Genomic DNA, 21,361 nt, shown 5'->3' with positions numbered 1-21,361 from the left:
ACAGGAAATGAGGCTGTTCTCGTGGCTGCGAAGAAAAAGAAACTCTCCGACAAAAAGCGTAAGCGCAAAGAAACGGCAACGGAAAGAAGCGATCCCACCTTTGCGGTCGCTTTCGGTGGCGGCGGTGCACGTGGCATCTGCCACATCAATGTTATCGAAGCAATGGATGAACTCGGCATTCGCCCAAGCGCCATTGCTGGAGCCTCCATCGGCGGCATCATGGGCGCCGGTATGGCCGCCGGCATGAGCGGCAAGGACATTCGCGATTACACGCTTGCGCTGATGGGTAAAAAGGGCAGCGTGGCGAACAAACTCTGGAGCCTTGGCCCTGCCTCCATGCGCCATGCCGCCTTCGGCTTTCGTTTGGGCCAGTTCAATCTTGAACTCATTCTCGATGCGCTTTTACCCTCTGCACTGCCGCGCGATTTTGCCGAACTCGGCGTTCCGCTGAAGGTGATCGCAACCGACTACTACGCACAGATGGAAGTCATCTGCCAGGACGGCGATCTGCGCCAGGCGCTTGCGGCCTCCGCCGCCATTCCAGCCCTCTTCATGCCGATCCGCATGAATGACCGCATCATGATCGATGGCGGGATCTTCAACCCCGTTCCCTACGAGCATCTGCTCGACGATGCCGATATCGTTATTGCTGTCGATGTCGTGGGCGGACCGGAGGGGGACGGCACCACCATGCCAAACCGAATCGAAAGCCTTTTCGGCGCCAGCCAGTTGATGATGCAATCGGCCATCGGCCTGAAGCTGCGCATGCGCCCGCCGCATATTTTCCTGCGCCCGCCGGTCAACCGTTTTCGTGTGCTGGATTTCCTCAAGGCCCATGAGGTGCTGGCCGAATCGGATGGCATCAAGGACGACCTGAAGCGGCAGATCGACATGCAGATTGAGCTGTTTCATCGGGGGCGTGGCCTGGATATCTGAGCGCTTCTGCTCAAATGCAGGTGAAATGGCGCTTTGACCTTGATGCGGCAAAAGCTCGGCCATAAATGAAGGTCAACGAAAGGCCCGCCTCATGTCCTCAGAAATCGATTCTTCCAAGCTTCTCGACCGTGCAAGCGAACTCGTCACTCTGGCCAAGCGCGCCGGTGCCGATGAGGCGGATGCCGTCATCGTGCGCTCCCGTTCGCAGTCGGTGGGCGTCAGGCTCGGAAAGGTCGAAAGCACAGAATCCTCCGAGAGCGACGATTTCTCTTTGCGTGTCTTCGTCGGAAAGCGGGTTGCGAGCGTTTCGGCCAATCCCGGCTTCGACCTGAAGACGCTTGCGGAGCGCGCCGTTGCGATGGCCAAGGTTTCGCCTGAAGATCCCTTTGCGTGTCTTGCCGACAAGGAGCGTCTTGCAACCTCCTATGACGACCTTCAATTGTTCGATCCCACGGAGGTCTCCACCGACCAGCTTCGCGATGCGGCGCTGGCAGCAGAAGAGGCAGCGCTTGCGGTGAAGGGCGTGTCGAACTCCTCCGGAGCCGGTGCCTCGAGCGGCATGGGCGGCTTGGTTCTCGTCACCTCTCATGGCTTTTCCGGCAGCTATATGGGTAGCCGTTTCGGCCGCTCTGTCAGCGTGATCGCTGGCGAAGGTACGAAGATGGAGCGCGACTACGATTACGACAGCCGTCTTTATTTCGCCGACCTCGATGCCCCGGAAGACATCGGACGCCGGGCGGGCGAAAGGGTTGTCAGGCGTGTTAATCCAAGACAGGTCGATACCGGCAGCAACATCACGGTCGTCTTCGATCCCCGCATTGCGCGTGGCTTTGTCGGCTCGATTGCGGGCGCGATCAATGGCGCATCGGTGGCGCGTAAAACCAGTTTCCTGCGCGACAAGATGGGCCAGCAGATCCTGAAAAAGGGCCTGTCCATAACTGACGATCCGCAGATCATCCGTGGCCCGTCCTCGCGTCCGTTCGATGGCGAGGGCGTGCGGGGTGAAAAGCTGGTGATGATCGAGGATGGTGTCTTGAACCACTGGTTCCTCTCCACCTCGACCGCGCGGGAAATCGGCTTTGAAACCAATGGTCGTGGCGTGCGAGGCGGGACCTCCGTATCGCCTGCGTCCACCAACCTGGCTTTGGAACCTGGCGACATCTCGCCGCATGACCTGATCCGTCAGGTGGGCACGGGTTTTTATGTCACCGAACTGATCGGCCACGGCGCCAATATGATCACCGGCGAATATAGCTGTGGCGCAAGCGGTTTCTGGATCGAGAACGGGGAAACCTCTTTCGCCGTCTCCGAGGTGACGATCGCGTCCAACCTCAAGGACATGTTCATGCGTGTTACACCCGCTAACGACGTGGACCGCAAATATGGTGTGGCAGCACCCACGCTTGCCATCGAAGGCATGACGATTGCGGGACGCTGACATCGCCATTCGGCGGTTGCTTTCGCGTCTTGCTCATGCGCATGTGAAAGCACAAATGGAAATGTGCGACACGCGCAGAACGACGGTATGATAGTTGAGACTTCTGGAGCCGATTGGCGCTCCGATCTGGACCTTGTTTTGAACGCCTCCCGCGAGGCTGGACAGGAGGCCCTACGGCATTTCCGTAAGGACCCCGAGGTCTGGTGGAAAGATGGCGGTCGCTCGCCGGTGAGTGCCGCCGACTATGCCGCCAATGAGATCCTTGAGAGACTGCTTCGCTCGGCTCGCCCGGATTACGGCTGGCTGTCGGAAGAAAACACCGATGATGACAAGCGCCTGTCGCGCGATACGCTCTTCGTGGTCGATCCGATCGATGGCACCCGCGCCTTCATCAACGGCAAGGACACATGGTGCGTCAGTGTCGCCGTGGTTCATAGGGGCAGACCCGTGGTCGCGGCCCTCGTGGCGCCGGCGCTGGGTGAGGAATTCACGGCGTTTCATGATGCGAGTGCTGAAAAAAATGGTGGGGTGCTTCGGACCACTGAAGCCGCCAGTGGACCGATCCAGCTTGCCGCTCCCGAGGAAGTGATCGCGCGCCTTCCGTCAGACTTCAAACCATCGGTTCGGCGCATCCCGCACGTACCCTCGCTGGCTTATCGCCTCGCCATGGTAGCCGACGGGCGGATCGATGGGACGCTTGTCCTGCCGAATTCGCATGACTGGGATCTTGCCGCCGCCGATTTGATCCTGCAGCAGGCGGGCGGTCAGCTTGTCGATCTTGACGGCAAGCCGTTGATCTACAATCGCGCGCAGGTCAAACACGGCGCTCTCTGTGCCGCGGCGAACCACATCCTGCCGACCCTGTTGATGCAGCTTGGGCGATCGGCCAGAGGTTGATTTTTACGTCAAAATCCAGCAGATGAAGGCTTCCTTGAACGCCTTTGAGAAGAAAGAAGAGACGACAGGACATGACCGAAGCGAATAACAAGAAACAGCTCCTTCACCTCGTATTTGGCGGCGAACTCGACAATCTCCAGGAAGTGCAGTTTCGCGATCTGAAAGCACTCGATATTGTCGGCATTTTCCCGGACTACGCGACGGCACTCGGCGCCTGGAAGTCAAAGGCACAGCAGACTGTCGATAACGCCCACATGCGCTATTTTATAGTGCATATGCACCGTCTTCTCGACCCCGAGAGCAAATAACGGCTTTCCACCCACTTGTTCTCCACTATAATCCTTCATGCATATTGGTAGTGCATCCCCCGGTCGGGGGTGCACAATATATTGGGTATTGAGCGACAATTTTTTTGCCGAGACCCGATCATAACAAAAAAGACGCATTTTCATCAGAAGTAGCCGGCCACGTTAATCGGGGGAAAAGCATTGCGCAGAGTGATCGAGGGCAGCATCGTATGAACAGCCGGATCGCACGTTTTGCCCTGTCGGGTTACAGAATGGCGGGAATGGCCGCCTATCCTTTCGCCCGGCCCTACCTGTCCTACCGGGCCGCGAAAGGCAAAGAGGATAAGCAGCGGCGTCTTGAACGGTTCGGCTATTCGAGTGCCGAACGCCCACGTGGCCCGCTGGTCTGGTTTCATGCGGCAAGTGTCGGCGAAACCCTGGCGCTGATCCCGCTCATTCGCGAAATCCGCAAGCGTGACATCCATGTGCTGTTGACCACCGGCACGGTAACCTCGGCCGATATCAGCCGCACACGGCTTGGCAACGATGTCATCCACCAATATGTGCCGCTCGACATCAAGATCTGCATCAATCGCTTTCTCACCTATTGGGCTCCCGACGCCGCCATCACCGCTGAATCTGAGATTTGGCCGGTCACGATGATGGAACTGGAGCGTCGGCACATTCCGCAAATCCGCGTCAATGCCCGCATTTCCGACCGGTCCTTCGACCGGTGGAAGCGCTATTCCGATTTTGCCGAAGCGTTGTTCAGCAAACTGGCGCTGGTCGTCGTCCAGTCGGATGTGGATGCGGAACGTTTCAGAGACCTCGGCTCCTGGCCGGTGATCACGTCGGGCAATCTCAAGGGCGACACTGATCCGCCGCCTTGCGATCAGGCGCAGTTGGACATCTACAAGCGCCAGATCGGCAACCGGAAGACCTGGGCAGCGATCTCTACCTTCGACGGTGAGGAGAAAGCGGCAGCCACCGTTCATGCCGCGATCAAATCCCGCAATGGTCAGTTGACGATCATCGTTCCGCGCCATCCGGAACGGGCGGATGAGATCGAGGCCATGCTCAAGGGCATGAACCTCAAGGTGGCCCGCAGAAGCCGCAACGATGTGATCACGCCGGAAACCGATATCTTCCTCGGCGACAGCATCGGAGAAATGGGGCTCTATCTTCGTTTGACGGAGTTGGCATTTGTTGGACGATCGCTGATGGCGGAAGGCGGTCAGAACCCGCTGGAGCCCGCCATGCTTGGCTGTGCGGTTCTGTCCGGCGCCCATGTGCAGAACTTCCGCGAAGCCTATCAGAAGCTTCTGCGCTCCGGCGCTGGCCGCATCATCCGCGATGTGGAGATGCTGGCAAAGGCGGTACACTACTTGCTGGCCAATGATAACGAGCGCTACAAGATGATCGATGCCGGAGGCCGGGTCATCCAGGACATGCGCGGTGCGCTATCGCTGACGCTGAAGGCGCTCGAGCCCTATATCAACCCATTGACGGTGTCTGCCAAGCTCCAGCCACGCAGCGCGGTGGGCTGACGCCTTGGGCCAGAACAATTCGATGAAGTCCGCCGCCGACATTGCCGCCGTTCTTTTCGATAAGGACGGCACCCTGATCGGCTACGACGCCAGTTGGGGTCCGGTCAATCGCGAGTTGGCAGCAATCGCCGCTGAAGGCGACGCAGAGCTTGCGGACCGTCTTCTTCTCGCCTGCGGCATGGACCCGGTCACCGGCCATGTCAAACCGGACAGCTTGCTGGCAGCAGGCAATACGGCGGAAATTGCAGCCGGCCTGATTGCGGCCGGATCGCCCTGCGCCCTGCAACCTCTGACGGAGCGGCTGGATCGGCTGTTTACCGAGGCGGCGGGCAAGTCCGTTGCCGTGACGGATCTGCAAGCCTTCTTTGGACGGCTAAAGGACAGAGGTTACAAGCTCGGTGTCGCTTCCAGCGACAATGAGGCCTCCATTCGAGAACTGGCAAAACGCTTCGGCTTCGATGTCTATCTCGATTTCGTTGCGGGCTATGATAGCGGCCATGGCGTCAAGCCGCAGCCGGGCATGGTGCTGGGCTTCTGCGAGGCGACCGGCCTGAAGCCTGAGCAGGTGGCGGTCGTCGGCGACAATAATCACGATCTGCATATGGGCCGCAATGCGGGGGCGGGGTTGCGCATTGGTGTGCTGACAGGCACCGGATCGCGCGAGAGCCTGGCTGCCGATGGCGATTATTGTTTCGATGATATTACGGGGCTCGAAGCCCTGCTGCCAAACCGCGCTTTCGTCTGATTTCGGACAGCTGTGCCGGTATCCTCACCCTGTCGCATGTCTTTGTCACAAAAGGGCTGGACACTTTTGCGCGACATGCTTTAGCTCTTGCTACCATAAAATGTAACTGGGATTCATAGGCCAATGGTTTCGGAAGCGCCGCCCTTCTGGTGGAGAAAAGCTGGCTGGGAAGCCTGGGCTCTCAGCCCCTTTTCCTATCTCTATGGCCGGGTGGCGGGCCATCGCATGAAGACGGCAAGACGAGCCTCGGTTCCTGTTCCGGTCATCTGCATTGGCAACTTCACCGTGGGCGGTGCGGGCAAGACGCCAACGGCGATTGCTATTGCACGCGCAGCACTCGACAAGGGACTGAAGCCCGGCTTCCTCAGCAGAGGTTATGGCGGCACGCTGGACGTAACGACGCTGGTCGATCCGGATCATCATCGCTCTGCTGCCGTGGGGGATGAACCACTCCTGCTTGCGCGCGAGGCGACGACGGTGATTTCGCGCAAACGCGTCGAGGGCGCCGAGCGTCTGGTCAAGGAAGGCGTCGATCTAATCATCATGGATGACGGCTTTCAGAGCGCGAGATTGACGCTCGACTACGCCTTGCTTGTCATCGATACCCGGCGCGGAATCGGTAACGGCCATCTCGTGCCGGGTGGTCCGGTGCGGGCACCTTTGGCCGAACAGATGCGCCAGGCCAACGCCATTTTGAAAGTCGGGGATGGAAGTGCCGCGGATGGGATTATCCGAACGGCAGCCCGCGCGGCAAAGCCGGTTTTCGTCGCATCGACCGAGCCTCGCCCGCTCCCAGGTTTTGCCGGAAAACGCGTTTTGGCCTTCGCCGGTATCGCCGATCCCAGCAAGTTCTATCGGACCGTCGAAACCTTGGGGGGCCAGATCGTCATTGAACGGTCGTTTCCCGATCATCATCAGTTCAGCGAGGACGAACTTGCCGATATGGTGAAGGAGGCGAAGGATCTTGATCTGCTGCCGGTAACGACGGCGAAAGATGCCGTGCGACTTGCGGGCCTTCCCGGACAAGCAGCAGAGCTTCTTTGGAGCGGCCAGGTGGTCGAGATCGATATGGTCTTCGACGATCCAATGGCAGCGTCGACAATGATCGATGCGGCTGTCGAAAACTGCAGGACGCGGCGTCTTTTGCAGAAATAAAGCGCTTCCCTGTCACGCGCATCAGCGAGTGCAAGGAACAATCGACCGTTGCAACTCTTTTACCCCTCAGTGAAGCACGAGTTGGGCTCCGATCCGAGGAGGAGAGAGATTATGCAGCATACGAATGTGGAGAAGAAAACATTCACCCCGCGCGAAACCCGTCAGGGCTTTAAGGGTAAGCCGGTCCTGGTTATTCTTGTCGTCAGCCTGTTTCTAGCAATGGCAGTATGGCTGGCCGCGGAAATCTGGGGTGAAAGCACTGCCCCTGCGACAACGGAGACGCCACCGCCTCCGGGTCCTGCAACGTCGAGCCAGACGGTCAATCCGGGCGCGCAGGGCAGCCAGACTTTCGATAACAACCCGCCATCCGGCGCAACGCCGCCGACGGAAGGTGTTGATCGTAACCCTTCGACACAGGCGCCGTAAGGCAACTCGCCAATCTTGACGAGGGTCGAGGTCGGTAAATGATTGAGGGACATCCTTCAGCAAACAAAAAAGCCGGAGCAAATGCCCCGGCTTTTTTCCTGGCTGCACCGGTGTCAGGCGGCTTTCTTGCCAGATGCGTTGAGAGACGCTGTTGCAAGCGACGATAGGTCTGCGTCGGTCTTGGTCTCTTCCTTCAACGTCGCGTCCAGCAACTGGACTGCCTGCTTGTGACCAAGCTGCTCTGCCCATGCCTTCAGCGTGCCATAGCGGGCCATCTCATAATGTTCGACGGCCTGTGCCGAGGAGATGAGTCCGGCATCGAGAGCCGGGCTGCCCTTGAAGTCTTCCATGATCTCTTCGCCTTCGGCGATAATGCCCTGGATTGCTTCGCAGGTCTTTCCCTGAGCGCGCTTGCCGAGAAGTTCGAAGATTTCCTGCAGGCGCTCGATCTGGCCCTGGGTTTCTTCCTTATGCTTCTCGAATGCTGCCTTCAGCTTGTCGCTGCTGGCCGCCCGCGCCATCTTGGGCAGCGCCTTCAAGATCTGGCGTTCTGCAAAATAGATATCCTTCAGCGTGTCATAAAAAAGATCGTCGAGCTGTTTCTCTGCCATGTTTATCTCCCAGGTGTTGGTGCTGATGATCGCACGGCACACCGAACATCAGCGCACCTTTATGGTTCCGGAGATAGCAAGTTAAAGGTGAGTGACACCTTCTGCGTCAATCGACGACAAGGTGAGGCACGAAGCGCGAGAGGTTGGTGGTGATACGGCTTTCATCCTCGCGAATGCTGAGGCCGCATGCCACGTCCCCAACGATCCAGCTTCCGAGAATGGCATGGACATTGTCGACATCGAAAAGCGGCGCTAGCGCCTGCACGACGTAACCTTCAGCGCCGTAGATGCCGGGGTTTTCAACAACCAACTGCTGGTCTTCAAACAGGGAGACGCTCTCGCCCTCCCGCGAGAAAAGCGGTTTGCTGACGTAATCGGCGAGGTTTTGCGCCCGCGGATCGTCGGCAAAATAGCTCGGCAAGAGATTGGGGTGTCCTGGATGGCGCTCCCACAGAAGCGGAAGGATGCCTTTGTTGGAGAGAATGGACTTCCATAAAGGTTCGACGAACACGCCGCCTGCCGTTGGAAGGTGCGCCGAAAAAGGCTCCTTGAACATCACTTCCCACGGATAGAGCTTGAAACAGCGTTCGATCAGACGGTCCTGAAGGTCGGTAAAGCGTCCGGTTCGATCCACACCGATATCGCGGATATCGATGAGTTGCACCTGATGACCGGCCTGTATGGCGCAGTCCATCAGATAGGTCGTGGTGCCGCGATCCTCTTCATTGTCCAGGAGCGTGGAAAAGTGAAAAACGCCCTCAGACGGGAACTGGCGAAACGCCTCCACGAGGCATTCCTGAAGAGAATTGAACTGATCGGCGTCCTCGGGGAGCGTGCCTGCAGCAATCTGGTCGGTCAGCCAGTCATATTGGAAATAGGCGCTCTCGAAGATCGAAGTCGGCGTGTCGGCATTATATTCGAGAAGCTTTGCCGGACCCTTGCCCATATAGGCGAGATCGAACCGGCCATAGAGATGCCGGTCGCCCCGAAGCCAGGACTGCCTTACCGCGTCTCGCATCTCGTCTGGAATTTTAAGCTTCTCAAGCGACTCCTCGCTGGTAACGACATCCGCCACAAGGTCCATGCACATCTCATGGAGTTCCTGCGAGGGCGCTTCGATGTCCTCTTCGATCTGCTCGTAATTGAAGAGGTAAGCCGCATTGTCGACCCAGTAGGGCTCTCCATACATTTCATGAAACCCGAAACCGACGGATTTTGCCTGTGCGCGCCAGTCGGGTCTTTCAGGAAGGGCGATGCGTTTCATTTAACTGCCATAATGGCTGGACGAGCTCCAATGGCCAAAACCGCTCCGTGCGGTTGTTTCCGGGACGCCGTAGCTGACATTCTTCAGGAAGCGATAGGAGTTGCTGCCAGCTTGGTCGCCTTGGCTTCGCGCGACCATGGCGGTGCCTTGCCTATCCTTATAAACGGCCGAGCCGCTGCCGGAGCGAAATGAACCGCCGCCACCGCCGCCGCCGCTGCCTCCGCCACCGCCACCGCCGGAGCTGGCTGCGGCTTCCTCTTCTTCTTCCTGCCGCTTGCGATCCGCATAGTAATCTGAAACCGAGCGAACGTTGCGCGCCAAGTAAAATCCGGTCAGTGCCGGAATGAAGGGCGCGATATCCTGCCCTGTCCGTGGAGATCGAGTACACAGTCCGCTGCCGAAGCTGTCTTCGCAACTCGCCTGATCGGCAAAACGCGGCGCGTTCGCTTTGTAGTCGGTCGTCGCGTCGCGAAAGGCCACATCGCAGACATCCGCACCGATCCCGCTCATCACGCATTGCTGCGTCGACTTGAAGACGAAGGCATCAGGAGGCTGTTCGCCGCAGCCTGCGAGTGCCAGCCCCGATACCGTGATCGTTCCGAGTGCAAGAACCGGCCTTGCGTGACTTCGCATCCGTCTTTTCATGCGAAGTCTCCTCAGTAGGTCATGCAGGCAGCGTTGAGGATGCCGATGATAAGCGCGATGCCGCCGCCCCACACGCCCGCGGACACCTCGCCTCTGCCGATCTTCTCATGAATGCCGGGCAGGCTGGCGCGCGCCACATAGAAGGCCAGGATCTGCACGACGATGCCGATGATCGACCAGATGATGAAGTCGATAATGTTGACGGAGTTGGCAGCCGCCGATGCCATCGGCAGGCCAAAGCCTGCAAGCGCGCCCAGAAATGCGATCGTGGCGGAGAGATTGCCGGAGCGTATCAGCCTCATTTCGTCATGCGGCGTCAGCCGCGTGTAGATGCCGGCAAACACCGCATAGGCAAGCAGTCCGAATGCGAAGTAGCTAAGAAATGCAGGCAGCCCCGCAACATATCCGAACATATCGGCTCTCTCACAATGACGAGTTGGACATCAAGGCTTGTGTGTTTTTTGCTTCAAGCGCGCTTCTGGTTCGGTAGAGCGCCCGCCCGTTTTTCCGCCTCCACGGAGGCCGCGGCATCCGCGTAAGGCTCCTGGCGTACAACGCTCCAATAGCGCAATTCATCAACCGGAATTTGAACGCCCGTCATGGCGCAAACCACGTAGGAGCCGGTCTGGACGATACGCAGGTCGCCATCGAGATATTCGATCTTCGCTTCCCTCTGTCCACCGTCAAATCTGTTCATGCGCGTGCGTCTCCTCGGTCTTCTCATCTTGGGATGCGATCTCTATTCCTACGCAGCCTGTAATTCTAGTAGCCTCAGCTTCTGCCGAAGAGCTTTTCGATGTCGGCAAGTTTCAGTTCGATATAGGTGGGACGGCCATGGTTACACTGGCCGGAGCCTGGCGTGTTTTCCATCTGCCGCAAAAGCGCATTCATTTCCTCCGGCCGCATCCGCCGTCCGGAGCGGACGGAGCCATGGCAGGCCATGGTGGCAGCAACATATTCCAGCTTGCCGGACAGGCTGCTTGCCGTATCCCATTCGGCGATCTCATCGGCCAGTTGCCGAACGAGCCCCTGAACATTGACTTCGCCCAGCATGGCTGGCGTTTCGCGAACCGCGACCGCGCCTGGTCCGAAACGCTCGATGGCAAACCCCATCTTGTCGAAGCCTTCCGCATGCTCCATCAGTCGGTCGCAATCCTCTTCGGGAAGATCGACGATCTCGGGGATAAGCAGCACCTGCGAAGCGGGCCGTTTGGCGTGCAGCGCCTTGCGCATCTCCTCGAAGACGAGCCGCTCATGCGCGGCATGCTGATCGACGATCACCAACCCGTCCTCGGTTTGGGCAACGATGTAATTGGCATGGACTTGTGCGCGCGCTGCCCCCAAGGGATAGCGCGACGGCTCGAGAGTAGCGACAGGCTTTTCATCCGTGTGAAAGACGTCTGACCGGGCCGTCGGCATTGTGATGTCGATAAATTGCGACTGCGCCGGTTCGCGCAGAGCCAGCCCATCCGACATTTCCAGCGGCCGGGATGGGGAGTTGGCAGGCGTCCAGGCCTGTGACGCGTAGGGTCTGACTGCCGACGGGCTATAGCCAGGCCGAAATGCGCTCATCATCTGCGAAGCACCCGTGGTCGCGGCGCGGTCGCCCTCGCGGGAAAGGGCTTGGCGGATGGCGCCGACGATCAATCCTCGGACGAGGCCGGGGTCGCGAAAGCGCACATCTGATTTCGCCGGATGCACATTGACATCCACCAGCGCCGGATCGAGCCGGAGCGACAGTACCGCAACCGGGTATCGGCCATGCGGCACCGTCTCGGCATAGGCGCCCCTGATGGCCGAGAGCAGCAGCTTGTCCTGCACCGGGCGACCGTTGACGAACATATATTGATGCGCGGAGTTACCACGGTTGAAGGTGGGAACGCCGGCAAAGCCGGTAAGCTCTACATCTTCGCGCACGGCATCGATCTCGATGGCATTATCCTTGAACTCGGCCCCAAGGATCTGCGCCATGCGGGCGAGATGGTCGTCCCCGGTCGATGGCAATTCCAGCGTCGAGCGATCCGTGCCTGAAAGCACGAAACGGATATGCGGGAAGGCAATCGCCATGCGCTTGACGATTTCTGTGATGGCGGCAGCCTCCGCCTTCTCCGTCTTGAGAAATTTCAACCGGGCCGGGGTGGCGAAGAACAGGTCGCGCACTTCGACGATCGTACCGGTATTGGCTGCCGCGGGTCGCACCGTCGAGACCTTGCCGCCGGTAACCGATATGATCGCGCCTTCGGTCGCGCCTTGCGCGCGACTGGTGATGGTCAACTTAGCGACAGAACCGATCGAGGGGAGGGCTTCGCCTCGAAAACCAAGCGTGCGGATATCGTCGAGTGTCGAGGAAATCTTCGAGGTACAATGCCTGCGGATCGCGAGTTCGAGGTCGGGCGTGGACATGCCACAGCCATTGTCCGTGATGCGGACCAGGCCTTTGCCACCGCCCGCCGTGGCGATCTCAATCCTGGTCGCTCCGGCATCGATGGCGTTTTCGATGAGTTCCTTGGCGGCGCTCGATGGGCGCTCGATCACTTCACCCGCGGCGATCTGGTTGATCAGGGTTTCTGAAAGCTGCTTGATGGACATGCTGCCATTCTCGCGGATTCGTGGGCGTAACGAAAGAGAAATCGCACCTCTCCACCGAAAGCGCGCTCACTGTCTCGCCAATCCAGGATTGTTCTTTTTTCAAATTTAAGAGGTCTTTAATCCCGAAACGATATCACTGATCCTGCTTGAATGAGTGATTTATTTGTCTTTTCAGGATGCTTGATAAGGGCAGGACGGAAGCGCTGGGGCCGTCTTGTTTGATCCCGAAGGACTGTCGAGCATTTTGCCCGCATGTTCCCGTTATATCCAAAGCCTATTGCTATTGCAGGTTTTCAAGATGAATTGAGCGCGTTCTCGAAACGTGTGTAGGGAATTGTCATGAATGATTTAGCGCCAGACGGCGTGGCCATTCAAGCAGCGATGCTAGACGCTATTAGCGATGCAATGTCTGCAGCGATTCTCATCTATGATCGTGACGACAACCTTGTTTTTGCCAGCCACCGTCTTTTCACGCTCCTGCCGCTCGAGAAGGCAGAGGTGGCACCAGGCGTAAGACTGAAGGATGTTTTAGGCGCAATCTACGATCGCGCCGGCTTCGGCGAGGTGTCTTCGCGTGGCAACCGTGTTGATCGCGAAGAGTGGATCGCCAAGAGCCTTGCGGCTCATTGGGCGGAACGGTCCGAAACGGTGGAGCAGCGCCCTGGCGACAGATGGCTGCGTTTCACCAAGCGGCGCGTTCCTTCCGGTTTCTGCATTTGCGCCATCGCCGATATCACCGAGCAGAAAAGACGCGAGGAACATTGGCGCGCCGACATCGAACGCGTCCAGATCACCGAGGAAATCCTCGACAATCTGCCGCTGTCCATCTTCGTGAAGGACAAAAACCGCATCTACTCGGCCGTCAACAAGGCTGGCTGTTCTCTGATCGAAACGTCCCCGGACCTGATCCTCGGTCGCAATGTCTTCGATATTCATTCGGATGAGCTTGCTACACGCATCGACGCGATGGACAGGCAAGTGCTTGAGACCGGCGTGCCGGCCATCCTGCCGGAAATGGTCACGCTGTTGACGGGCGACGAGATTCTCGTCATCACCAGAAAGCACAGGGTCGGCAAACCCGGTCAATATTTTCTCGTGACGACGATGGATGACGTCACAGCCTTTGCCATGACCCAGCCGGATGGCAGGCGTATTATCCCGGGGCTGGAGCATCTCTCCTTCCTGCGCAGTTCCTATATGGACGACGAAAACCATCAGGCTTCACTGGTGATGAAGGGCCGTCGCGTCCTTCTCGTCATGCCGAATGCCGAGGCGGGCCAAGCGGCCTGCAAGCGATTGTCGACGATCGGTGTGGATTGCGCCGTTGCCGTCGGCCTCCAGGAGCAGGAAGCCTTTTTGAGCCTCTCCGCATCCATGGGTGTCAAGATCGACCTAGTTGTGGTTGACGTGCAATTGCCGCTCGAATGTCTGGACCTGCCGACGACATTCGGCATCGGCGTGATGATGGCGGATGAGTTCGAGATCGGCAGTTCGCTGGTCAATATGCTGACGCATCATTTTCGTTCGCTTGAAAACACGCAGCAGGGCAGGGGCAAGGACGACGATTGGGTCGTTATCAACAGCGATGACGAATCGCTCAACCGACCAAGGCTCGATGTTCTCGTCGTCGAGGACAACAAGATCAACCAGATCGTTTTTTCGCAGATACTGGAAGGTCTGCAGATCGAATACAGGCTGGCGCCGTCCGGCAATGAAGCGCTGGCGCTCTTCCAGTCGGAAAAGCCGTCGGTCGTGCTCCTGGATACCACGCTACCGGATATCGATGGCTTTGAGGTTGCTCGACAAATCCGCAGGCTGGAATCCTCGACGGGCGAAAGAACACCTTTGATTGGCGTCGTTCCTTTGGCTTTCGAGGGAGATCAGCGTGCCTGCCTCAATGCCGGCATGGATGAAATGTTGCTCAAACCAATTAGTCCAGATATAATCGATATGTTGCTGAAGCGTTTTCTGCCGCGTTTCTCTCACAGCCTTCATGGATGACCGCACACATGTTCGTGGTGGTGGGATCTCGTATTCGCGGCGATATTCTTTGTTAATTGCGGGCCACCGATAATAGCGACCAACCACAGGCCCACAGGATATGTGAATGAACCCGCCCGCGCCGACTCTTCCGCTCATCAGCCAGCATGAATTGCAGGCGATGGCGTATAGCGATCCGCTCACGGGGCTCGGCAACAAGTATCGCCTGCGTGATAAGATAAAACTGCTTGCGGCTGAACGGGCCGCCGATCCCGCGCCGTTTGCTGTCGGCATCGTCAATATTGACGGATTCAAGCCCATCAACGACCTGTTCGGCGCGCATGCCGGAGACGAAATTCTCTGCCAGGTAGCCCATCGCCTGAAGGCCTGCATGATGGATGGCTCGATCGTCACGCGCCACGATGGCGATGAGTTCGCCTTCATCTTGCCGCTTATTTTCGAGCGCAGCGGTGCAGAGCGCATCGGGCAGATGATCAAGGACGTGTTGTCGGCACCCTACGATCTTGGCGATCGAAACGTGCGCCTGTCCTCCTCTTTCGGCTTTGCCATCCATCCCTTCGCAGGTGAGGAGTTCGAGGACTTGATGAAAAGCGCGGAAACCGCGCTCTATCGCTCGAAGCGTCGCGGACGCGGCCAGATCACCGTCTACTCCCGGGAGATCGCCCAGGAGATGAAGCGCGCCACGCAACTGGAGCAGGCACTTCGAAACGCGATCATCAGCGACACCATCGACGTGCACTTCCAGCCTATCGTCAGACTGGCCGATAGCACGGTGATCGGTTTCGAAGCTTTGGCGCGATGGCATGATCCGGATCTCGGTTTCGTGCCGCCGGATGTATTCGTGCCTTTGGCGGAGGAGCGTGGCTTTATCGACGCGCTGTCTGAGACCCTGCTGCGAAAGGCCGCGGAAACCGCGTTGTCGTGGCCGCGCGAACTTTTTCTCTCCTTCAATCTCTCCTCCGCTCAATTGATGGACCCATCGACAGCGGCCAATATTCTTTCCAGTCTGCGTCGCGTCGGCCTAGACCCCCGCCGCCTGGAACTCGAAATAACAGAGACCGCGGTCATGAGTTCGGCGGATACTGCGCAGCGCATTATCTCGGAGCTTCAGCATGCGGGCGTGCGCATCTCTCTGGATGATTTCGGAACCGGACAATCCAGCCTGGGTCGCCTGCGTGACTTCACCTTCGACAAGGTCAAGATCGACCGCGCCTTCGTTTCCCGCATCAGTACCGACCGCCCCTCGGAGCACATCATCAAGGCGATCGTCGCCATGTGCGATGGTCTCGACCTCGAGGTCGTCGCCGAGGGGATTGAAGATGGCAGCGAGGCCGAAAAGTTGCGCGGGCTTGGTTGCGCCATGGGGCAGGGCTATTTCTACGGACGCCCGGCAGATGCCGCCTCTACTCGCCGCTACCTGAACGACAGCTATCGCGTAGCCAGCGCAGATCTGAACTGATCTGATGGTTCTAGGGGCGAGGGGTCTTTGACGACCGCCTTCGCACCCACTTCGTCTTTGCCGTATCGCGCGAAGCCGATTTCTAAAAGCATTTTCTTATAATCTGAGGACGCCATTAATGCACCTGGCGCCCTCTTAAAGCGCGTCGCGGTCTTTCAGATCGCTCCGGACGCTTTAGGTTCCTGTCTTGTCACATGTCGGCACCCGCAAAACCGCTACACACTTTTGCGCGACATGCTTTAGCTCGCAAATCTTACAGCTTGTAGATCCCGTCGAGCCTGCCCTTGACGGTAATGCCGAGATCGAAGGTTGCGCCGTGCATTGGGTTGTCCTTGATCTCGTTGTCTTCCAGTCCTTCGCATGCGGACGTCACCAGCAGGCGGTCCGCCGAAGCGGCGAAGAAGGCCGGGCAGGTCGTTCTAGATGCCGGAAGCTCGTAATGGTCGGTGTGCCGGCCGGTTGGATCATAGCAATCGACAGCACCTTCGCCCCAGCGTGCGTTCCAGATGTTGCCCTCGGCATCGCAGACCGCCCCGTCAATGCCGCCTTCGTCCTCGGATCGATCGAGGAAGATGCTTGGAACGCCGGTCGGAAGTCCGGTTGCGGGATCGAGCGCCACTGTCATCAACCGGTTCACATTGGTGTCGACAAAGTAGGCCGTCGCGCCATCCGACGAAAAGCAGATGGCATTCGGAATGCTGATCGCGTCGAAAAGCGTCGTTACGACGCCCTTTGCGACGTGGTAGATCGCCCCTGCGCCATCCTCGGCCTTTTTGCCCATGGTGCCGATCCAGAGCGCGCCGCTTTGATGCACCCTGCCATCATTCGACCGGTTGCCGGGCTTGTTGGGCTCGAAATCGACATGCAGCGACAGTTCGCCCGTGGAGCGGTTGCGGATGAAAAGGCCATCTTCCGTTCCCAGCAACTGCCGCTCCGCATCGATGGCGGCGACCACGCTTGCCATGAAGGGCAGGGACGTAACGTTCTTCTCGCCCGATGCCGGGTCGAGCTCATGCAACTCCTTGCCGATAATGTTCAGCCAGCCGATCCGCTTGGAGATCGGGTCGAAGCTTGGCCCTTCGCCCAGCATCAATTGCGTGCTGTCGAGAACCTTCCCCTGAAACGGGTGATTGGTCGCCATATATCTTATCCTCCCACTGCCACGTCATAGGCCTTGATGGTGATCTCTGCCCGCTCGCGGGCCTCGCTTGCACTCATACCAGGCTTGTAGAGACTTGTTCCCAGGCCAAACGCCTTGATACCGACACTCGTATAATCGGAGAAGTTCTTGTCCGATACGCCGCCGACCGCTGCGACCAGCGTGTCCTTCGGCAAAATAGCGCGAATGGCATTGATGCCCGACGGCCCTAGCACACTTGCGGGGAAGAATTTGAGGCCGGTCGCACCGGCTTTCAATGCGAGCAAGGCCTCGGTCGGCGTGAGAACACCCGGCATCGTCACCATGCCTTTGTCGCGCGCCGCCGTAATCACGGCGGTATCGACATTCGGGCTGACCATCAGTTTTCCACCGGCTCTATCCAGCCGTGCCACGTCATCGACGGTCAGAACAGTCCCGGCACCGATCAGTGCATCGGCGGGCGCAAGCTTGGCTGCGATTTCAATGGAGCGGAAAGCATCCGGCGAGTTCAACGGAATTTCGATGGCGCGAAGGCCGCTTTCCAGCAGGGCGACAACGACGCCCTCGGTCTCTTCAGGACGAATGCCGCGCAAAATGGCAACGAGCGGGTATTTCATTTCGGGAAAGGGAACGTACACGGGTTTGAAACTCCTCAGTGCCAGATGGATGTCGCAGCGGCAATCAGCCCCCGGCGAACCGCATCATCGGCGTCAATGGTGATAAAGTCGATGGAAAGAGCGTGGAACGCGGCCTTGTAAAGTTCACCCAGGCCGCCTGAGGCGATCAGGATGACGGAGGAATCGCGCGGTGCACTGGCATGCGCACCGGCAATTTCCAAGCCGATCAGCGTTCCGGAGAGTTTGGCTTTCGCATCCGTCGCAGAAAGACCATGCAGCAATTGCCCGGAACGCAAGGTGAAGAAGCGGTTCGTCGCCATTTGCGGATTGTTGTAAATGTCGATCACCGCATTGCTGAACGCGGGAAGATCGCCGCTGAAGGGCTCTGCGTCCGCCATGGCGTGGGACAGGATCGTGTGCTTCGAGACGACATCGAAAATCTCGCCGGTCATAAAGGTCGAAAATTGCGTGACGTTGAGATCCCTGACGCGAACCCATTTCGAATGGGTGCCGGGCATGCAGACGAGCTGGGCGCCGGTGCGATGATCGGTCGATAGCGCTCCGAGAAGTTGGGTTTCCTCGCCGCGCATCACATCTGGCATACCTTCTGCCCTTTGCGCGAGACCGGGAAGAATGCGGATATCGCTCTTCTGATCCGGAACGCGGGTCGCACGATCCATGACTTCGGAGAGACTGGCGGGAACGTCCACATAGCCCGCCTCGATCCAGCCCTGCCGTGCCCCTGCCATGCCGCAAACAATCACGGGCAGGCCTTCTGGTGCGGAGATGGCTGCAAGATGCGATGCCAGAACCTCAGCAAAGCCCGTGTGCATCGCCGTCGTCATCCCTTCGGAACTGCGGCGCTCGGCAAGAACATCGCCCGATCGGCTCAAAAGCCACAGGCGAAAGCTCGTCGTACCCCAGTCTACGGCAATGAATGCAGCATCTGACATTATAGAAGACCTCCATCGATAATCATTGTTTGTGCGGTCATGGCGGCGGAGGCATCCGAAGCCAGAAAGAGGCAGGGACCAACGAGGTCCTCACCGGTCAAAGTCCGCTTGAGGCACTGTCGGTTGACGGTATGGGTGATGGCCTCGTCGGTCAGCCAGAGGTCCTTCTGCCGCTCGGTCACGATCATCCCGGGCAGGATGGCGTTGACGCGGATGTTTTCAGGCCCAAGCCGGCCCGCAAGGCTCTTCGTCAATCCGATAATGCCCGCCTTGGCCGCCGTATAGGCAGGTAGCTCGCCCATATTGAGCAGATAGGAAATCGACGAGAAATTGATGATGGAGGCGCCCGGTTCTTCTCTCAGATAGGGGAGTGCGGCTTGCGTGACGAAGAAGACCTGCTTCAGATTGACAGCTTGGTTCGCATCCCAATAGTCGCTGGTGACGGTGTCAATATCGTGTCGGTCGTCCCAGGCGGCGTTATTGATCAGAACTCTGATCCCACCGAGCGCGTCCCCGGCCGCTTTCACGGCCTCTGAAAGTTCAGCCTGGTTCCTCAAATCCGCCTTGAGGAAGAGTGGTGCAGTGCTGGCTCCCGGCGAAAGCTTGTCGACAAGCGCTTCGCTTGCCCGCACATCGATATCGATGAAAGCGACCTTTGCGCCAATGCGGACAAATGCCTCCACCAGGGACGCACCAATACCGGATCCGCCTCCGGTGATCAGAACACCTCTGTTGGAAAATTCTGGTGGCGGGCTGAAATGGCTGTTCATGACGATATCAACATAAAGGTTGAAAGTTCCAATATTTGGAACTAAGTTTTATTAAATGGAATAATCGCCTTCTGTTGCTGGCTATGTCAAGCGCAGGCGTGCGGTCTTCGGAGAAAATCTGGTGCCCACCTCTCGTGACGATGGAAACAAAGACAGTTCGACTGGTACGCTCGGCAAAGCCATTTCCGTTCTCGAGATGGTGGTGATGGCGCCAGAGCCGCCCCGTTTTACCGAGATACTGAAAAAAACCGGCCAGCCCCGTGGGACACTGCACAGGCAATTATCCCATCTGGTGGAGGAGGGGCTTCTCGAGCAAAACGGCGATCAATCCTATAGTGCCGGTATCAGGCTGCTGAAATTCGCGGCCAAAGCCTGGAGCGGGAGCGATCTGCGCTCGGTGGCAGCGCCTCACTTGCGTGCCTTGCATGAAGAGACCGGCGAATCCGTCCATCTTGGCGTCATTCGCGGCTCTGAGATCATCTATCTCGACAAGATCGACGGTAAGCACGCGGTACGGATGTATTCGCAGATCGGCCGCACCTCGCCGCTCTATTGCACCGGCGTCGGCAAGGCGGCCCTGTCACTCTTTGCGCAGGACGAGTTGCTCAAAACCTTCGAGGCCCTGTCGCTGAGGTCTTTCACGCCAAACACGATCATCAGCGTACCGGCGCTGCTGGAGGAGATCGAGACAATACGCGAGCACGGCTATGGCTTCGATCTTGAAGAGCATGAGCAAGGCATCCAGTGCATCGCAGTCCCAATCGAGACGAACAGGCCGGGGCTCTATGCCGCGATCTCCGTGACCGGCCCGGCGTACCGGTTGACGAGGGAACGACTGGAAAGCTGGGCTCCGCTCGTCAAAGAGATTGCGAGACGTATTTCCGCTGACGCGGCACTTCGGCTTGCACCCAGCCCCTGAGGTAGAATTTTGCTCATCTTCATAACGGCTTACAACCCGGCAAAGGCGGTGTACGAACCTGTACCAACTTTCATTTGCGTTAGACTTGTATTTTGCTAACGATAGCAGTCATCTTTTTTTCTTGGCCCTTTCTTAATGTAGCCCATTATAAAGAACTTGCGAATGCCGGTCGCCGAACCAGAAAAATTTTCTCCTATGGGGGCAGACAGCGTCTCCGAACTGACGTGCCTGGAAAGTCAGTACGATGTGTTCCGTTTCATGAAGCGCGTGACGGAAAGCTGGGGCATGAAGGCCTTCATGGTGATGAACCTGCCCATGCAGATGTCGCTGACACTGTCGCAATGCACAGTTATCACCAGTTGGCCGGCGGACCTGCTGCAGCAGTATGACAATGACGGGCTTCTCGTCGACAGTAACGTCTACAGTGCCCTGAAGAAGGCGAGCGCGCCTTTTGTGGTCAATCAGGATTTCAGGGGTCACGGTCTGCGCCCGGTTGTCGCAGACAAGTTCAAAGACCTGTTTGCCCGTTTCGATATGGTGAATTCGGTCTGGTGTCCCGTTCAGGATATGACAGGCATGCGCGGTGCGGTGTCGCTCTCGGGAGCCAAGTCATCCTTCTCTCGCTCAGAGGTGGCGGAAATCTTCTATCTGGCGGCACACGTGTATGGCCATCTCGCCCATGTCCGAAGCCTGGACTCACGAATCAGCGACACATTAACCGACCGCGAAATCGATTGCCTCAACTGGACTGCGGCGGGAAAAACAAGTGCCGAGATCGCCGATATTCTCACGCTTTCCGAGCATACCGTTAATCATTACCTCAATCGCGCGACAAAAAAGCTCGATACCGTCAATCGGACCCAGGCTGTCGCCAAGGCACTGCGTGTAGGCTTGATAAAATAGGGATTTTTTCTTTTTCCTGTTGTTATCCGGGGCGGTGTGGGTGATCCTGCATCTCTCGGCA

The 21,361-nt window shown here is 58.1% G+C and carries 22 protein-coding genes; 12 read left to right on the top strand and 10 right to left on the bottom strand.

Features of this window, described 5'->3' with window-relative positions; genetic code table 11:
• Positions 1-21 precede the first annotated feature (21 nt).
• The 8 genes from ACTJK5_RS09230 to ACTJK5_RS09195 all read left to right on the top strand — a co-directional run bounded on the left by ACTJK5_RS09230 (position 22) and on the right by ACTJK5_RS09195 (position 7,431).
• Positions 22-936, top strand: coding sequence for a patatin-like phospholipase family protein (locus ACTJK5_RS09230; RefSeq protein WP_062439059.1), 915 nt, complete (start codon positions 22-24; stop codon positions 934-936).
• 91 nt (positions 937-1,027) lie between these two features.
• Positions 1,028-2,374, top strand: a complete 1,347-nt coding sequence (locus ACTJK5_RS09225) for a TldD/PmbA family protein (RefSeq protein ID WP_113225491.1) — start codon at positions 1,028-1,030, stop codon at positions 2,372-2,374.
• 90 nt (positions 2,375-2,464) lie between these two features.
• Positions 2,465-3,271 (top strand): 3'(2'),5'-bisphosphate nucleotidase CysQ, encoded by an 807-nt coding sequence (locus tag ACTJK5_RS09220; protein WP_440612590.1) that lies wholly within the window; start codon positions 2,465-2,467, stop codon positions 3,269-3,271.
• A 71-nt stretch (positions 3,272-3,342) separates the two neighbouring features.
• Positions 3,343-3,579, top strand: coding sequence for a DUF4170 domain-containing protein (locus ACTJK5_RS09215; RefSeq protein WP_062425978.1), 237 nt, complete (start codon positions 3,343-3,345; stop codon positions 3,577-3,579).
• Positions 3,580-3,788: 209 nt separating this feature from the next.
• Positions 3,789-5,105 (top strand): lipid IV(A) 3-deoxy-D-manno-octulosonic acid transferase, encoded by a 1,317-nt coding sequence (gene waaA, locus ACTJK5_RS09210; RefSeq protein WP_062425977.1) that lies wholly within the window; start codon positions 3,789-3,791, stop codon positions 5,103-5,105.
• Positions 5,106-5,127: 22 nt separating this feature from the next.
• Positions 5,128-5,850 (top strand): HAD family hydrolase, encoded by a 723-nt coding sequence (locus ACTJK5_RS09205; protein WP_062425976.1) that lies wholly within the window; start codon positions 5,128-5,130, stop codon positions 5,848-5,850.
• A 123-nt stretch (positions 5,851-5,973) separates the two neighbouring features.
• Complete coding sequence (lpxK, locus tag ACTJK5_RS09200) at positions 5,974-7,005, top strand: tetraacyldisaccharide 4'-kinase (protein ID WP_062599389.1); 1,032 nt, start codon at positions 5,974-5,976, stop codon at positions 7,003-7,005.
• Between the two features lie 111 nt (positions 7,006-7,116).
• Entirely contained in the window at positions 7,117-7,431 is a 315-nt protein-coding gene (locus tag ACTJK5_RS09195) for a hypothetical protein (protein WP_062438581.1), read from the top strand.
• A 113-nt stretch (positions 7,432-7,544) separates the two neighbouring features.
• Here ACTJK5_RS09195 and ACTJK5_RS09190 read toward each other — a convergent pair whose 3' ends face one another.
• From ACTJK5_RS09190 to mutL, 6 genes are all read right to left on the bottom strand, one after another.
• Positions 7,545-8,042, bottom strand: a complete 498-nt coding sequence (locus ACTJK5_RS09190) for a YciE/YciF ferroxidase family protein (RefSeq protein WP_062425973.1) — start codon at positions 8,040-8,042, stop codon at positions 7,545-7,547.
• Positions 8,043-8,148: 106 nt separating this feature from the next.
• On the bottom strand, positions 8,149-9,306 hold the full coding sequence (locus ACTJK5_RS09185; protein WP_440612227.1) for a glutathionylspermidine synthase family protein: 1,158 nt from the start codon (positions 9,304-9,306) through the stop codon (positions 8,149-8,151).
• Positions 9,307-9,951 carry a DUF1190 domain-containing protein gene (locus ACTJK5_RS09180; RefSeq protein ID WP_113259971.1) on the bottom strand — a complete coding sequence of 215 codons (645 nt, stop codon included), beginning with the start codon at positions 9,949-9,951 and terminating at the stop codon, positions 9,307-9,309.
• A gap of 11 nt (positions 9,952-9,962) precedes the next feature.
• The gene (locus tag ACTJK5_RS09175) at positions 9,963-10,364 is read right to left on the bottom strand and encodes a DUF350 domain-containing protein (RefSeq protein ID WP_062438573.1); all 402 of its coding nucleotides are present in this window, start codon (positions 10,362-10,364) and stop codon (positions 9,963-9,965) included.
• 53 nt (positions 10,365-10,417) lie between these two features.
• Positions 10,418-10,648 carry a DUF2093 domain-containing protein gene (locus ACTJK5_RS09170; RefSeq protein WP_062425969.1) on the bottom strand — a complete coding sequence of 77 codons (231 nt, stop codon included), beginning with the start codon at positions 10,646-10,648 and terminating at the stop codon, positions 10,418-10,420.
• 74 nt (positions 10,649-10,722) lie between these two features.
• Complete coding sequence (mutL, locus tag ACTJK5_RS09165; protein ID WP_440612226.1) at positions 10,723-12,540, bottom strand: DNA mismatch repair endonuclease MutL; 1,818 nt, start codon at positions 12,538-12,540, stop codon at positions 10,723-10,725.
• A 339-nt stretch (positions 12,541-12,879) separates the two neighbouring features.
• Here mutL and ACTJK5_RS09160 point away from each other — a divergent pair, with 339 nt between their 5' ends.
• Positions 12,880-14,541, top strand: a complete 1,662-nt coding sequence (locus tag ACTJK5_RS09160) for a response regulator (RefSeq protein WP_440612225.1) — start codon at positions 12,880-12,882, stop codon at positions 14,539-14,541.
• 106 nt (positions 14,542-14,647) lie between these two features.
• Entirely contained in the window at positions 14,648-16,000 is a 1,353-nt protein-coding gene (locus tag ACTJK5_RS09155; protein WP_062425966.1) for a putative bifunctional diguanylate cyclase/phosphodiesterase, read from the top strand.
• Positions 16,001-16,253: 253 nt separating this feature from the next.
• Here ACTJK5_RS09155 and ACTJK5_RS09150 read toward each other — a convergent pair whose 3' ends face one another.
• The 4 genes from ACTJK5_RS09150 to ACTJK5_RS09135 are packed head-to-tail and all read right to left on the bottom strand — an operon-like array spanning position 16,254 to position 19,478.
• Entirely contained in the window at positions 16,254-17,141 is an 888-nt protein-coding gene (locus ACTJK5_RS09150) for an SMP-30/gluconolactonase/LRE family protein (protein WP_440612224.1), read from the bottom strand.
• Positions 17,142-17,146: 5 nt separating this feature from the next.
• Positions 17,147-17,755 (bottom strand): 2-dehydro-3-deoxy-6-phosphogalactonate aldolase, encoded by a 609-nt coding sequence (locus tag ACTJK5_RS09145; RefSeq protein WP_062425964.1) that lies wholly within the window; start codon positions 17,753-17,755, stop codon positions 17,147-17,149.
• 35 nt (positions 17,756-17,790) lie between these two features.
• Complete coding sequence (locus ACTJK5_RS09140; protein ID WP_335322834.1) at positions 17,791-18,708, bottom strand: 2-dehydro-3-deoxygalactonokinase; 918 nt, start codon at positions 18,706-18,708, stop codon at positions 17,791-17,793.
• Complete coding sequence (locus ACTJK5_RS09135; protein ID WP_335322833.1) at positions 18,708-19,478, bottom strand: SDR family NAD(P)-dependent oxidoreductase; 771 nt, start codon at positions 19,476-19,478, stop codon at positions 18,708-18,710. The genes ACTJK5_RS09140 and ACTJK5_RS09135 overlap by 1 nt, the downstream gene beginning before the upstream one ends.
• Before the next feature lie 121 nt (positions 19,479-19,599).
• Between ACTJK5_RS09135 and ACTJK5_RS09130 the strand changes: the two genes are divergently transcribed.
• Positions 19,600-20,397, top strand: a complete 798-nt coding sequence (locus ACTJK5_RS09130; protein WP_440612223.1) for an IclR family transcriptional regulator — start codon at positions 19,600-19,602, stop codon at positions 20,395-20,397.
• Positions 20,398-20,559: 162 nt separating this feature from the next.
• Positions 20,560-21,300 carry a helix-turn-helix transcriptional regulator gene (locus ACTJK5_RS09125; protein WP_062425960.1) on the top strand — a complete coding sequence of 247 codons (741 nt, stop codon included), beginning with the start codon at positions 20,560-20,562 and terminating at the stop codon, positions 21,298-21,300.
• Positions 21,301-21,361: the final 61 nt, after the last annotated feature.

This window comes from Agrobacterium sp. 22094 (assembly GCF_052046015.1).
Taxonomy (GTDB): domain Bacteria; phylum Pseudomonadota; class Alphaproteobacteria; order Rhizobiales; family Rhizobiaceae; genus Agrobacterium; species Agrobacterium cavarae.
Note: the sequence above shows the minus strand (reverse complement) of the source record. Positions and strands in the feature narration are given on the sequence as shown.